Source organism: Halomicrobium zhouii, from assembly GCF_900114435.1.
Lineage (GTDB): Archaea > Halobacteriota > Halobacteria > Halobacteriales > Haloarculaceae > Halomicrobium > Halomicrobium zhouii.
The window spans coordinates 85,756-99,868 of sequence record NZ_FOZK01000004.1; the positions used below are offsets into that span (position 1 = coordinate 85,756).

Annotated in this window: 12 protein-coding genes; 7 read left to right on the forward strand and 5 right to left on the reverse strand. The window is 62.8% G+C overall.

Translation table 11 applies throughout. The annotated features are described in order from the left end of the window. Nucleotides 1–297 precede the first annotated feature (297 nt). The 7 genes from BM337_RS17505 (at nt 298) to BM337_RS17535 (ending at nt 8,965) form a co-directional block, all read left to right on the forward strand. On the forward strand, nt 298–810 hold the full coding sequence (locus BM337_RS17505; protein WP_089818350.1) for a hypothetical protein: 513 nt from the start codon (nt 298–300) through the stop codon (nt 808–810). Continuing rightward, complete coding sequence (locus tag BM337_RS17510; protein WP_089818352.1) at nt 807–1,322, forward strand: hypothetical protein; 516 nt, start codon at nt 807–809, stop codon at nt 1,320–1,322. The genes BM337_RS17505 and BM337_RS17510 overlap by 4 nt, the downstream gene beginning before the upstream one ends. Continuing rightward, complete coding sequence (locus tag BM337_RS17515) at nt 1,312–3,111, forward strand: type IV secretory system conjugative DNA transfer family protein (protein WP_089818355.1); 1,800 nt, start codon at nt 1,312–1,314, stop codon at nt 3,109–3,111. Before BM337_RS17510 ends, BM337_RS17515 begins: the two co-directional genes overlap by 11 nt. A 39-nt stretch (nt 3,112–3,150) precedes the next feature. Next, entirely contained in the window at nt 3,151–3,747 is a 597-nt protein-coding gene (locus BM337_RS17520; protein WP_089818356.1) for a hypothetical protein, read from the forward strand. A 95-nt stretch (nt 3,748–3,842) separates the two neighbouring features. Continuing rightward, nucleotides 3,843–4,310 (forward strand): hypothetical protein, encoded by a 468-nt coding sequence (locus BM337_RS17525; RefSeq protein WP_089818358.1) that lies wholly within the window; start codon nt 3,843–3,845, stop codon nt 4,308–4,310. 423 nt (nt 4,311–4,733) lie between these two features. Further along, nucleotides 4,734–5,867: a TrbL/VirB6 family protein gene (locus BM337_RS17530; protein WP_143117749.1), complete on the forward strand. Its 1,134-nt coding sequence runs from the start codon at nt 4,734–4,736 to the stop codon at nt 5,865–5,867. Nucleotides 5,868–5,869: 2 nt separating this feature from the next. After that, nucleotides 5,870–8,965, forward strand: coding sequence for a VirB4 family type IV secretion system protein (locus BM337_RS17535; protein WP_089818361.1), 3,096 nt, complete (start codon nt 5,870–5,872; stop codon nt 8,963–8,965). A gap of 76 nt (nt 8,966–9,041) precedes the next feature. On the opposite strand, the gene BM337_RS17540 is transcribed toward BM337_RS17535, so the two are convergent. The 5 genes from BM337_RS17540 to BM337_RS17560 all read right to left on the reverse strand — a co-directional run bounded on the left by BM337_RS17540 (nt 9,042) and on the right by BM337_RS17560 (nt 13,766). Continuing rightward, nucleotides 9,042–9,269, reverse strand: coding sequence for a DUF7970 domain-containing protein (locus BM337_RS17540; protein WP_089818363.1), 228 nt, complete (start codon nt 9,267–9,269; stop codon nt 9,042–9,044). Nucleotides 9,270–9,388: 119 nt separating this feature from the next. After that, complete coding sequence (locus BM337_RS17545) at nt 9,389–10,120, reverse strand: ZIP family metal transporter (protein WP_089818364.1); 732 nt, start codon at nt 10,118–10,120, stop codon at nt 9,389–9,391. Nucleotides 10,121–10,379: 259 nt separating this feature from the next. Beyond that, nucleotides 10,380–10,985: a DUF7970 domain-containing protein gene (locus BM337_RS17550; protein ID WP_089818366.1), complete on the reverse strand. Its 606-nt coding sequence runs from the start codon at nt 10,983–10,985 to the stop codon at nt 10,380–10,382. After that, nucleotides 10,982–11,893, reverse strand: coding sequence for a ParA family protein (locus BM337_RS17555; protein ID WP_089818368.1), 912 nt, complete (start codon nt 11,891–11,893; stop codon nt 10,982–10,984). The genes BM337_RS17550 and BM337_RS17555 overlap by 4 nt, the downstream gene beginning before the upstream one ends. 613 nt (nt 11,894–12,506) lie before the next feature. Then, nucleotides 12,507–13,766: a tyrosine-type recombinase/integrase gene (locus tag BM337_RS17560; RefSeq protein ID WP_089818370.1), complete on the reverse strand. Its 1,260-nt coding sequence runs from the start codon at nt 13,764–13,766 to the stop codon at nt 12,507–12,509. Nucleotides 13,767–14,113: the final 347 nt, after the last annotated feature.

Sequence of the window (14,113 nt, forward strand, 5' to 3'; positions counted from 1 at the left end):
ATTCCCGCGACATCAAGATGAATTGAACGGACACAGGCGCCGCCGGTCAACACTGCCTTTTGCCGGTTTCACTCCAGTTGGACGTACTAGGGTGAACAGTGCCTAACAGCGGAACCAGTGGGGTGGGTGCGATGGCTAGGTCACCTCCAGCCATGCCATCTGTGCGTGCATTGATCGGTACCAGAGAAACCGAACGCTCCAATTATACTTCTTCAAGTTCCACCGCCTTCGTGTAATATCCGCAGCCTAGACAGCAGATATTAATATAGGATTTCGCCACACGAGTAAGTAGCAGCGATGGCCAATCGGAGTGAGAAGGTCGAGTTCTACGTGACGCCGGACAAGAAGCAGGAGATAGTACAGGCGGCGGACGAGGCTGAGACGACCGTCTCGACGTGGTGTGCAAGTCGGATCGACGAAATCCTCCACAACGACGCACTCGAGGCGAAGTCACAGGAGCACCAGGCGGAACAACGACTCCAAGAACTGATCGCCCGCGCAACGGACGAGATTGAGGCGGCGGCCGAAGACCTCCGCGAGACGCAGATCAAGTCGGGCGTGTACTCCATCGCCACCTGGGAACTAGTCAAACAGGACATCGGCGAGGTACAGCGCCAGGACGCCCTCTCCGACGCGGCGAGCCGGGTCCGGGATACCGATGCGCTCGATATCGACATCGAGGTCACAGAGTCCACGGCAGCGAGCCAGTCGACGGCGGGTACCGAGTCGACGACGGAGTCAGCGACGACAGCAGCGGCTGATTCGGACGGGGAATCAACAGCCGATGACGGAAAATGGTGGAATCAATGATCGTCAAGACCGACTTCCAGCGTGGGGACGCTGGCGCTCTCGTCGACTACATCAAGTACGACCGGAAGGCAGAGGAGCAGCGCGTGCCGGTGCGGGATCCGTCCGGTCGCGACCTCAGCGACGCCGACCTCGAACAGTTTGTCGAGCGGTCGGAAGCGAAAGGGATGGAACGCCACTTCATCATCTCCCCTGACCCGGACGCGACCATGTCGTCGACAGACCTCGACCGGGGGACACGCCGGCTACTGAGCGACTGGCGCTCTGGGCGACCATCAGCGAGTTACGTCTACGCGATTCACGACGCTGGTGAGAAACCACACGTCCACGCCGCGGTCATCGGGCAGGAGCGCGACCTCTGGATGGGGCGGGACGACGTCGTCGAGTTGCGGGAGCAGGCGCGCGACGCCTTCCGCGAAGCCGATCGATTGCCCACGAGGGAGCGCCAACAGCAGGGCGAACGGGAAGCCATACCGGAATCAGCACGGGGCCCGAGTCGCGACGATGTCGAGTGAGCGCGACCAGGAGTCGGAATCCGTCTACTACGACGAGGAAGTCCTCGTCCTCGAAGTACTCTGGCGCTGGCTGCGGTTGGCCATAATCGCATGCATCCCGCCGCTACTGGTCGACCGTGATGCCCCACCGCTCCAGCGATTCGTCCGATGGCGATTCGTCTACGGTTCGTTTCTCGTCCTCACGGTGACCCTGTTCGGGCCGACGCTTCTCGCCGGGCATCTGGAGTACCTGCTGTTCGCCCCGGTCTTCCACGTGGCAGTCGGTGGCCTGCTCCTCAGTACGGTCGTCACTGGCTCGGCCCCGGGTGTCTCGTATCCCATCCTCTCCGACGGGTCGGTGCTCCTGTTGCACGTCCTCGCGCTCGGGCTCGTCGCCGGTGCCGAGTGGACGCGACGGCGACACCCGGCGTGGCTCGGCCTGTCGAGCCCAGAACTCCACCGGAACGACGACGAGTTCGTCGTCCCGATGGCGGAAGTCGACAATGCAAGCGAACAGGCGCCGGCCGTCCCACGGATGGACCAGTCGGTGTCGACGGCGTTCATCGGGGAGACGGGGTCGGGAAAGACGTCGGCGATGCAACTCTTCGCCGAGCAGTATCCGAACGACGACGATGTGGCCGTGTTCGTCCACGATTACGGCGACGACTTCCAGCAGTTCTACGGTGACCGTCTCGCGCACGGGGACAGTGGCGATAACGCCGAGCAGAGCGACGAATCCGACGAAGCGACCGAGCAGGCAACCGAGCACGTCACCGCCCCCGACGAGACGGGCGAGGTGATGCGCGTGGCAGCGCGGAATAGCGACGTCGTCTGGAACCTCTTTCGGGACGTCGAGCGGGAACAGGACCTCCGTGAGGTCGCCGGCGCCGTGTTCGGCGAGCCCGACGGAAACGACCCGTTTCACAATCCGGCACTGCAGGTGTTCGAGGCTGTCCTGGTCTTCCTCTATCGCGAGGCCGCCGCGAGAGACAGGCTCGACAGGCTCGGCCACGACGACGTCGTCCGGTTCGTCAACCAAGAGATGGGAGAGTTACACGGTGCGCTCACCTCCTACGACGATCTGGTCGGTGCGGCCTCGCACATCGACCCGGATAGCGGGCGCGGTGCGCCGACAGTGTACTCGACGCTCCACGAGCACGTCCGGGACGTCTTCGTCGGCGATTTCGCGGCCCACGGTGAGTTCTCGATCCGCGAGTATCTCGACGACCCAGCGGGCGTACTCGTCGTCGACTCCTCGACAGGTGACCTGGAAACCTGCGGCCCGATGTTCCGGTTGCTCCTGGACTGGGCGATCAAGCGAGCGATGGCGTCGTCGACGCCAGCGAACTTCATCCTCGACGAGGTAGACCGGCTGCCCCAGCTCCAGCAGTTGCCGGAACTCGCGGCGCGTGGACGGGCCGAGGGGGCGAGAGCGCTCGTCGGCGTCCAGACCGTCGGCCAGCTCAAGCATCGGTACGGGGGCGCCTCGTCGGGTGTCCTGGGGAACTGCCCGCAGGGCGTCTACTTCGCACCGGGTGACAGCGAGACTACTGAGTACATCCTCGACGAAATCGGCGACCATCGCCACGACGTCGCATCGAAGTCAGTCTCCCGGTCGAAGCGAAACCAGCACTCGGAGTTCAACAGCCCTCGCTACTCACGATCACGGACGGTCCGAGAAACGGACCGGGCACCGATCCCCTCTGGCGACCTGAAGCAATTCACGGCCGGTGAGTGCATCGTGAAGTCACCTGGCCACTGGTGGATCGGTCGTATCGAGCAACTCGAGGCCGTTCGCCAGCGCCTATGACGTGGCTAGTAATGATGAATCGACAGGACACCATCGGCTATGAACCGACGTGGCTATCTCACCGGTGTCCTCGGCGGACTGGTCGGTAGCACTGGCTGTCTCGGCGGCGGTACGTCTGGCGAGGACAACACCGAGAGCAAGAAAGCGGGACTGGCTGTGACGAACATCTCGATTATCGAGTACAAGCCGAAAGATTACGAGGACCGACCAAAGATTGCGGGTTCGATCGAGGTAACAGTTGAGAACACCGGGTCTGCGCCGCTCACGATCACAGCGCTCCGAATCTCGGGAGACGTACCTCGGCCTCACGACGAGACCCAAACAGGCCGATTCACCATCCCCTCACAAGATCTCGTTGACGAGGTAGAACTTGGATCAAAAGAAACGCAAAAGCTCCGGGTGCGCCACGAACCGCTATACTACGTCGATCTCTCGTCAGAGCAGGGACGAACACAGGAAGAATTAGACGCTTCTACCTGTACTGGTGAAAATCGCGCTGCGACGCTCCATTTCGATACAGAAGAGCAGGGAACCGTCGATAGAGACATCGAGCTCGTATTCGATGGAGAATCAGTCGAGTTCGATGAGATGGCCCCCGACTATGGATGTACAGACGTCACCGCAATCAAACCGTGATGCCGCCGATTGAGAGGGGGCTTGGCCGATATAATACGTGATTAACATATTGTAATTACCGTTTATGAAAGTGAATATAATACAACAGCGGCACTATGGTAGGAGGAGATCTCCGATTGCAGGTAGCGTTCGATGAGTGGCTGTCATTTGAATCGTATATCCTTCGCTTATCTCTCGTACAGGCTCGGATAGTTGCGATATTGGTCATCGGATTGAACGTTGTGGCCGCCCCCGCCATGGCGCAGGGCTCCCCCATCGACGAAGTGGGCGACGCAATGTGCGGAACCGGCATCGGTGACCTCGTTGCGTTACTTCTTGCGGCGATTTCCATGTACCTCATTGTCAAGGCCGGGATCCGGGCAACGATGGCCTTCGACAAGCTGGGAGAAGCGCGGTCGGAAACACAGTTCGAGGGTAAAAAGCAACTCGCCGGTGCCGGCAAAACACTAGGTGGCGCGTTTGTCCCGGTCGCATTCGGCGGGATTCTCGAGGTAGTCGGGATGAATACGGTCTCGTGTCTTTCGTTCGATATCGGTCTGATGATGAGCTCTCTGCTATTCTAAATGACTGGACGAACGCTGTACAGATGCGGAATTGGCGTTCTGGTCTGCCTGGCCCTCCTCTCAGCAGTCACGGTGGGGAGTGCTACAGTGCCATCGGCGACTGGTGCAGCCGAGCTAGGTCATGGGGAGCGGCTTCCGAACCACTGTAGCACGGTCCCGGATCGCTATCCGTGCGAGCCAGGCCATGCAGATGAAAATACAGCGGAAGAGACGCCAAGCGAAGCGGTAAGTGAGCAGGAAACACCGCCGGAGACCAGTGTGAACGGAACCAGTGATAGCAGTCCGAGTGGCGATACCGCCGATGGAAACGATTCGGCCAGCGTGGATCTACCGAGTCCACTGAGTATCAAAATCAGCCCACTGAATGCCCGCAAAATGGTCACCAGTGTCGCTCGGGATGGGCAACAAGCGATTCATGATGGCGTGCTTGACGCTATTGACAACGCCAACGCGTACCTCTTCTCCCTCCCGGCGCCGGGCCAGCCAGACGATCCGGCGTCGTGGGCCGATCCGGAACGGGGCTGGTGGAGTGGAGTGATGGAGTCGTACTGGATCCTCTCGTTCATCGCGATCCTCACGCTGATCCCGTGGACGATGCTCGCGATGGGGCAGGACGCTCGCCGGCGGCGGTCGACGTTCCGTCGACTGGCGATCGGGGCCGCGTTGATCCTTACCGGGCCCGTCGTGATGCCCCTGGGCTATCACATCGGGTCCGTCTTCGCACAGGCGATCGCCCCGAGCGGGACGGAGTTCCTCCAGACGCCAGGCAACGTCGCACGGCTGGGGATCGGGATAGGGATGGCGTTGCTCATCGCGTACGTCAATCTGGCTGCAGTGTTGTTCGCGCTGCTGGCGTACTACACGCTGTTCGTGGTCGCGTTCTTCGTGGCTGCTCTGTGGCCGCTATACTGGGCACTGTACGCGGCGCCGTTCCGGACGTTACAGACGGCGGGGTCGGTCGGCATCGGCGCGTACATGACGCTCCCGCTGATCCTCGTGGCCCAGACCGCTATCCTGCGGGTCCTGTTCGCCCTGCCACTGGAGGGGTTAGACATCGTCACGACGGTCATCGTGACCGTCGGTGGGCTGTTCGTCGCGTTCTTCGTCCTCCCGAGGGTTCTGTTCGATCGGCTGGCGCCGCGGGCGGTCGCGGCGCTCACGCGGTCGATCGACCAGCGGACGGTCGACCGGGTCAAACAGAAACGCAAGCGGATCGCGAAGGGGCTCCGTCAACAGTACCGGCAGGCCCGCCCCGGCGTCCCGTCAGGAGTACGGGACATCCCGACGCGCGTCGGCGGTTCGGCGACGAACGGCACCGTCGGCGTACCGACCAGTCGGCAACTCCCGGAGAAACGCACACCCCGACTTCCGGAGAAACAGACACCCCGACTCCCGGGAGGCGAGACGCCGGAACTGCCCGGTGAACGGACGCCGCGACTCCCCGCGAAGAAGCCGGCCGACCGGTCGAACGACGAGGCGCGTCGCCTCGCACGGCAACGCCGGCGAAAACAGCGTCGCATCGAACACGCAACCGATCCAGACCGTTTCTCGAACTAACAATGCCGCAGACAGACAGTCGCGATCCGACACAGCTCATTCCGCCGTCCGTGAACACGCACATCGAGTGGTATCGTGGGGTGACGACGCAGGACCTCCTCCTGTTCGTTCCGGCCGGATTGCTGGCCGTCGTCGCACTTGGGGCGCTCTACCTGGGGGCGACGACGCTGGCCTGGGTGGCTGGGCTACTGGCCCTTGCGAGCGCGTTCCTCGCCATGGTGGGAAAGCTTACGACGAAGTGGTATACCAGTCCCCGGGAGCGAGTGCGCGACGGGCTTTCCTATGTGCGACGACAGCGGCGGTACCCGTGGGGGCCGGACGAGACGGTCGACGTCCACGGCGTGCGGCGGCTCGACGACGGCATCGCCGAGATGCAGGACGGGCGGCTGGTTGGACTCGTCCGCGTCGATCCGACGAACACGGCGATGATGGAACAGTCGACGAAGGAGCAGCTGGCGTCGCAACTGGGCTCGGTCGTCGACGAGGAGATCAAGGCCTTCGACTTCAAACTGTTCGCGACGACGACCGAGACGGACCCCGAGCGCCTCACCAGCGAGTTCGCCAGCCGACGGGACGGCGACCTCGACGACCTGGACGACGACCGCGACGTCGCGCTCAGGAAACGCACCCATCTGGCGGACTTGGTCGCTTGGCGGGCCGACAATCACTCGGTGTGGGAGGCGACGGACTGGACGTTCTACGTCGCCGTTCCGGTGTCACCGTCGGTGCTCCGCCACGACGTAAGCATGTGGAAACTGCTGCTACCGTTCGCGAATCCCGAGAACGAGCGGTCCGACGGCGAACTGGAGGGGGAACTCCGACAACGTATCGACCAGGTCGTCAACGGGCTCGCGGGTATCGACGGGCTCGACGCCGAACGGGTCGCCGCCGAGGAGCAGGCCGACCTGCTGGCACGGTTCTGGACCGACAGAGAGATCACCGACGATCTTCGCGACAGCCTCGACCGTGAGGAGAGCCGCGACAACGCGGCGGTGACGCCGGCCGAACAGGCGTTTCGACCGTCACATCTCGACGAACACCAGGGATTCGTCGAGCTCAACGGTGAGTACGTGCGCACGTTCTGGATCGCCTCGTGGCCCGTCGAGCCACAGGGACTCTTCCTCCAGAACCTCGTCTCGCTGCGAGGCGTCGACGTCGACCTCTGCATCCACGTCCGAAGCGAGGACAAGAAGCGGAAGATCACCCAGTTGGAACACCAGATCGCGGACATCCAGTCCGAAGGGATGGAGCGAGAGCGGAACGCCGACGTCAGCGCGGTCGACGTCGACCGCGACGTCGACGCCCACATCACGTATCGCGAACTGCTCCAGGAGACGCCGACCCAGCCATGGCAGATTTCGGGATACGTCACGGTGCGGGCGGATTCCCGGGATGCTGCCGAGCGTGCCGAGGGGGCCGTTGAAGGATTTGCGTCGGTCGACGCGGCCCAGCGCGTTGCCCTCGACGATGCGGCCGATAAGGTCCGTGATCGAGCCGAAGCGAATCCCGCTGACCTGACCGTCATCCCACCGTCGAAGAACCAGCTCGCTGCGCTTCGGGCCAGCTCACCAGTCGGCCGGGATCACTACCAGGAGCAGACAGTCGAAGACAAGACCCGATCGGTGCCCGGTGGGGCCATCGGCGCGATGTTCCCCTTCGGCCACGTCACTATCGAGGAGGAGGGCGGGATGGAGTGGGGCCGCAACGAGCAGAACGGAACGGCGATCAAGGCCGACCCCTTCGACCGCGGCGTCGCCCCGCACATGATGACGATCGGGCAGTCCCGCTCGGGGAAGACCTACGGCTGCTCGAAGGCGGCGGCCCGGTGGTTCATGGAGAGCGACGAGCACACGCTCATCGTCTGCGATACGCAGGCCGGGTTCGAGGGACTGACCGAGCAGCTCGGCGGCCGTCACTACGTCGTCGACGGCTCGAAGACGATCAACCCGCTCGACATCCAGCCGGTGCCAGAGTACGTCCGCGAGAGCGTCGGGCAGGTCAACCCCTACCAGATGAAGGTCAACGAGGCGACGCAGTTCTTCGCGGGCGTCCTGAAATCCCAGGGCGTCGACCCCGGCTCGTACACGTCGACTATCGAAGAGGGGCTCGAAGAGACCTACGCACGCTTCGACATTTATCCCGAGGACCTCGACAGCCACGCGAACGAGAGCCCGACGGTCGCGGACTTCCTGGAGACGCTCGAAGACATCCTCGAACACCCGGGCGAGTACACCCACACGAATCACGAGCGGGAAATCGAGCGCAAGGTTGCCCGGGTGTCGGACCTGCTCGACAAACTCTCGGGGTTCAAACCCAGCGGGAAGTACAGCTATCTCGTCGGGCAGACCGAAGAGAGCCTGACCGACTCGGATCTGGACATGGCGTATTTGGACCTTCGCCAGTTCCGCGGGTCGTCGGACGCCGAGAAATCAGTCATGTTGCAACTGATGCTCGGTCAGGTCTACGAGAAGGTCAAACGCTCCCGGCAGAAGGTCGTCTTCCTCATCGACGAGGCACACGTCCTCCTCCACAGTGAGCGGATGGTCACCTGGCTCCAGAAGGCGGCACGGGAGTGGGCACGCTACGACGCGGCGCTGTGGTTCGTCAGCCAGAGTCCGCGGGAGTTCCTGTCGTCGATGCAGGGCCACGGTGCGGCCGAAGAGAGTCACCGCCGCACCATCGTCGACCAGTGCTCGACGATCCAGTGCTATCGAACGCCAAGCGTCGAACCGGAGATTCTGCGGGAACTCGGGCTGAACAGCACCCAGATCCAGTTCGTCAAGCGAAAGGCGACGCCGGGGAAGGCCGCTGCGGGACACTCGGAGTGCCTGATCAAACTCGACGACTACCAGTCGTGGATACCGACGTACGTCGAGGCGTCACCGTTCGAGGACACCGTCCTCCAGTACAGCCGCCGTGAACACGGGGATTACAGCGAATACGTCGAGCACGTTTTGGGAGGAGATTCTGAGGGGAGTCCGACAGTCACAGGGACTAATGATCGGATACCCGACCAGCGACAGCATACATCAAACGGGAAAAGTGATACTGAACGCAGGGGGCCTGAGTCAGATAGTAGGAACCCCACACAGCCATAGCAATGGAGAGATCGATTAGCCGCATGAAACAGTCCATTGAAAACGTTGTCGAGTACCGCACCGAGAGGTGATTGTTCTACCTGCAGTTCGAGGACATGGAATGGTAACCCATCTGTACTAGTTCTTCGAGCACGTCCTCGGGATACCAGAGCGCAGCGCGGTACACCGCCTTGTGCACCTCGAACTTCAGGAGGTCCCGGCCGAGCGAAGGCTCGAGGTCAGTGATCGGGTCCCGTTCGCCGTCGGCGACGTCGTCGTGGACGAAGAAGGTCAGTCGCTCGTCGCTGTCGGTGATCGCGTACACATCACGCGGGAGAGACGAACGTGACAGAGGCCACGTCCGTCAGGCGCGGCATTACCCGAAGCGAAAAGCGATCGACGGTGACCTTCAGCCCGAAGTCGGGTCGTCCTCGTGGAACCGAGTCAGGCCGACCGTGCGAAGACGATGAACAGCGCCAGGCCGACACCGGCCAGGAGGGCGAGCATCGAATGGTCCGTCTCGTAGGACTGTGCTTCGGGGAGCAGATGGGCCGCAGAGACGTAGATCAGCACGCCCGAGACGAATCCGAGCATGAGGCCCAGGTCGCTTCGACCGAGCCTGCTCACCAGTGGGTAGGCGACGAAGGCGCCGATCGGTGTCGTCAACGCCGCGATGACGAACGCATACATCGCTGCCGTTCGTTCCGTCACGTTCCCTTTCAGCAAGACGAGATACGTGATGACCCCTTCGGCGAATTCGTGGACGACCAGCCCGGTACCGGCCAGAACCCCTGTCAGGAGTGAAATGTTGAACGTGACGGTGTAGACGACGCCGTCGACCAGGGAGTGGATCCCGATGCCCTCTGCCGCCGTCACCCCGAACGCGAGCGGCTCCTCCCCGGTGCGATGTCTGATCACCTGGTTGGAGAGATACATGAAGAGGAAGCCGGTCAGGGCGGTGAACCCTGCAGCAGCGTTGTTCGCGACCGCGTGCGGGAGGGCGTGGATCAGCGGCGTCGTGATGAGGATCCCCGCGGCAAAGCACATGAGATACGGGAGCGACCGTTCCGCCCACTCCCGGTGTCGAGATATCGTGACGATGCCCGCGCCGTTTACCAGTACGGCGACGATGGCGAACGCTGCAATCCAGTAGAACGTCCCTGGCAACGCTACCATCGCCGATTCTCGTTTCCGTTCGGCCTCGACCGCTCACGTTCGGTCACGAGAAGAGACGTCCGGTCTGCCAGTCCGGGTCTCGCTGACTTTCCCATGTGGCACCTACTGCCGTTAAATATTAAAAACGACGTCCGTCCGACTGGCACCGACTCGACTCTGGCTCACCGTTCAGTTAACCATCTCTCGATATATCGACATGGAGTATAGTCAGCGAACAAACTTGATCTGGGGTGAACAGGGGTCGTCTGTGACTAGCGACCTACTCCTCGTCGGCCGAGTAGCCCATCGCCAGCAGTTCTTCGAGCACGGCCTCGGGGTTCCGGAGCGCGGCGCGGTACACCGCTTCGCGGACGTCGAACTTCGGGAGGTCCCGGCCGAGCGCGGTCTCCAGGTCGGTGATCAGGTCCCGTTCACCGTCGGCGACGTCGTCGTGGACGAAGAAGGTCAGGCGCTCGTCGCGCTCGAACTGGACCGACTTGTCCTGGATGGCCCTGCGGACGATGTAGGGCTGTCCCCCGGACGACGACCCGACGTCGACCGACGACGCGTCGAGGGCAGGTCCGGCGTCGCCTGCGGACGAGTCCGAGGGCTCGGTCGACGAGCCAGCCGTCGCCGACGGGGAAGACGTCGACGCCGCCGACGATTCGGAGTCCGCGTCGCGGTCGGATTCTACACTCGATCCGGTATCAGTCCTGTCGGGCGTCTCCGATTGCTGCTCTGACGTCCGGTCGGTGCCGGCCCCGGTGCTGGAGTCGTCGGTTTCGGAATCGCCGGTCGCAGTAGCCGGAGCGTCGTCCGCCTCGTCGTCTTCGTCCCCGTCGTCGCCCCAGAGGTCGTCGCCGGACCCCGATTTCAGGCCCGTCATGCTTCCACCTCTGCGTCGTCGGCTTCGGCGTCCTCGGGCTCGACCTCACCGGGCTCGGGCGGGTTCGGCGCTTCGACGCCGCCCTCGGATTCGAGGTGCCGGGCCAGCTCGTCGAACTGCGCGAGCGTCTCGACTTCGTAGTCGCGCTTGCGACTGCGGTGGTCGCGGACGTACCGGAACGCGCTGCAGTGAGCGCGCCAGCAGCCCTCCAGCAGCGAGGTCCGGTCGCGGAGGATGACCGGCACGTCGAATCCCGCGTCCTCCACCTCGGCGACGACGTCGTCCTGGTCGCGCGTCCCCTTGAACCGGTTGGGCACGGCCGCCAGGACGCCGATGTTGATCTCGAGTTGCTCTTCGAGGTTGGTAACCAGGTCGTCGAGCCCGCTGACGGAGGCCTGGCCCTTTCCGGAGGGTTCGATCGGAACGACCAGGTTCCGGGTCGCGTCGAGTGCGTTGTAGAGCTGCGGGCCGGAACTGGCCGGCGGGTCGACGATGAGGACGTCGTACTGTTCGTTGATCTTCTCCTCGCGAAGGACGCGCTGGAGCTGCGTCCACATCGGGAACGACTCGCCGAAGTCGCTCCGGGCCTCCTGTTCTTTCCGGAGCGCTTCGCCGAGGTCCTCGAGCCGGTTGTGCTCGGGGATGATGTCGACGCCGTGTTCGACGGTCCGGATCAGGTCCGAGAACTCGCCCATTCCCCGGCCGACGAGGTGGTGGACCAGGGTGTCGACGTCGCTGTCCGCCCGGTCGTGGTCAGCGTCGAACAGGTAACTCAGGTCGCCGTCCTGCGGGTCGAGCGGGACCACGAGGACGTCGAGCCCGGCGCGAGCGTGCGCGACAGCCAGGTTTGCGGTGAGCGTCGTCTTCCCGACCCCACCGGCCTCACTGTACACCGCATACGAGAGCATACCCTCCGTTGCGAGGCTTCGAGTATAAGTTTTCGTCAGACGTTTCAATTCAACGTACCACGTACACCAAACAGTTGTTTGCAACGTTTGCTTGCAACACCCGTTTCAAACAGTCGGTTGTAACAATCGTTTGCAACGGATGATTGTAGCAGTGGTTTGCATCGAACGTTCAGAGCAATCGTCTGAAACGACCGTTCGAGACAATCAGGGCGAGAGACGCCAGACGTAGCACCTGTATCCTACATTCCCAACGATCAATCGATTTCAACGTACGTTTTGTCTGTTTGAAACAGTTTTTTGTAGCGCTTGGTTGCTACAATTGTTTCATACGCCTGTTTGAAACAGTTGTTTGTAACGACTACACCATTGGCTCGATGGCGACGGCCACAGGGATCGATCGCATCGACTGGGACGATCAAGACGGAGGGCGAGACCGACGATCGAAGATTGGTTGCAACAATTATTTGCAACAACTGTTTGCACCAGTCGGTTGCAACAGTTGTTTGTAACGACTATTTGCGCCGGCTACTGGTTGTAGGAGGGAGGGTAGAAACGAACTACGGCTCCGACGAAGCGTTCGGCCAGAGCATACTCGGCGCGGCAGAGCGCCGATTCACTCCCCGTCGGCGGACTCGAAGGCGGTACTCAGCTTCTCTCGCATGAACTGGCGACGCAGCTCACGTCGACGGTCGGCAGAGAGGTAGTCGTGCCAGACGACGTCTGCAGAGGCGCTGCCCTGTTCGTCAGCGATCTCCGAGACCTGGTGTTCGACGAGCATCTCCACAGTGTCGGAGTAGCGGTCGTACCAGAACCGTCGTCCCATCTGCGGGACCGTGTTCTGTCCGACGATCTGCGTGGGAACGTCGGCCCTGGTGACGAGGTTGGCGAACCAGTTCCCGATGGTGCTCTTCGACCGGTGGCCCGTCGCGGACCGTGACGACGGGAAGAGATAGCCGGACCAGTCCGCCTCGTCGGCCAGTTCGGCGAGGCGTTCGCGAGCGGTGTCGGCCCCGTAGATGACGGCGACTGTCCCCGGGCCATTCTTGCGTTCGTCGAAGCGAATGTGGGGGTTCTCGTCGTCGAGGACCAGCTGGCGGGCGTGCAGTGCGGCCACTTCGCTCGTTCGCAGGCCCCAGGCACAGAGCGCGACGACGAGCAGTCGTTCCCGCGAATTCGAAGCAGCGTCGAACAGCGCCCGGACGTGGTCAGGGGAGAGTGCCGGGTTGTCCCCGCTCCGGTCGTCGACGGTCCAGTCGTAGTCGAGGCCGTCGGTGGGGTTCAGCGCCGCTTCGCGCCGGCTGACCAGCGTCGTGTACCAGTTCGACGTGGTCCGGTAGATCCGCCGGAGTGTGCGCCGGCCGACCTCCCGGTCCAGTTCGTCGAAGGTGTCCCAGCAGGCGTCGACGGCTTCGTGGGGCGGGACGTCGCTGTCCCGGGCGACGGGCGTGAGAAGATCGGGTGTGCCGTTCACGTCCTCGTACGCGCGCACGTACCGGCCGAGGCGGTACGCGTGGGCCTCGACGGTGCTGTCGCTCCAGGACAGGCGCTGAGCCTGCCGGTCGAGGTAGCGTTCGAGCGCGTCGACGGTGGGTTCGTGGTCGATTCCCCAGTCGTAGCCCCCGGCTTCGAGCCCGAGGTCGTCGTTCCAGAACTCGGCGAAGCTGCGGTCGTGGTACTCCCGGAGCGCGTACACCAGGCCGCGGAAGCCGTGTTCGGACAGCCAGGAGTGTGACGGACGGTCCGCCTCGGGGTCGAGCCCGTCGGCCTCCATGGCCGGCGCGACGACGTCCCAGTACGCGTCTTCGAGGCCGTCGGGGTCGAGGAGCGTCCACCGGACGTCGGCCGTGGAATCTGAGTGCCCCGATTTCGCCATGTAGCGCCTATATCTCGGTATTCAGATAGGTGTTGTGGTTGCGCAGACTGCGAGAGTCTGCGCAGTCAACGGTCGATCATGAGCGATAGGAATGATATCGAATAAATCGTATATCGCTATATCATTCTGGCTCGGATCGCGACGGTACTGCGAGGCGAGAGCGGTAACCGCGCCCTATACAGCCAATTGTGACGAGATCGGGCACGTCGACGGTGTATTCGGCGAGATCGGTCCAGATCGCCGTGCGGGGACGTTCTAAGACGTTCGTAGCGATGGCGGGCTGATTGATACGCGCGTACGAATCAGGCACGATCTGCACGGCCAGGAGACAACAGAACGGTACGAAG

Bases quoted from the DNA above. Each gene is read 5' to 3' on its own strand.
- BM337_RS17555 (WP_089818368.1), bottom strand. From the start codon at position 11,893: ATGCTCTCGTATGCGGTGTACAGTGAGGCCGGTGGGGTCGGGAAGACG.
- BM337_RS17545 (WP_089818364.1), bottom strand. From the start codon at position 10,120: ATGGTAGCGTTGCCAGGGACGTTCTACTGGATTGCAGCGTTCGCCATC.
- BM337_RS17535 (WP_089818361.1), top strand. From the start codon at position 5,870: ATGCCGCAGACAGACAGTCGCGATCCGACACAGCTCATTCCGCCGTCC.
- BM337_RS17515 (WP_089818355.1), top strand. From the start codon at position 1,312: ATGTCGAGTGAGCGCGACCAGGAGTCGGAATCCGTCTACTACGACGAG.
- BM337_RS17525 (WP_089818358.1), top strand. From the start codon at position 3,843: ATGGTAGGAGGAGATCTCCGATTGCAGGTAGCGTTCGATGAGTGGCTG.
- BM337_RS17550 (WP_089818366.1), bottom strand. From the start codon at position 10,985: ATGACGGGCCTGAAATCGGGGTCCGGCGACGACCTCTGGGGCGACGAC.
- BM337_RS17560 (WP_089818370.1), bottom strand. From the start codon at position 13,766: ATGGCGAAATCGGGGCACTCAGATTCCACGGCCGACGTCCGGTGGACG.
- BM337_RS17505 (WP_089818350.1), top strand. From the start codon at position 298: ATGGCCAATCGGAGTGAGAAGGTCGAGTTCTACGTGACGCCGGACAAG.
- BM337_RS17520 (WP_089818356.1), top strand. From the start codon at position 3,151: ATGAACCGACGTGGCTATCTCACCGGTGTCCTCGGCGGACTGGTCGGT.
- BM337_RS17510 (WP_089818352.1), top strand. From the start codon at position 807: ATGATCGTCAAGACCGACTTCCAGCGTGGGGACGCTGGCGCTCTCGTC.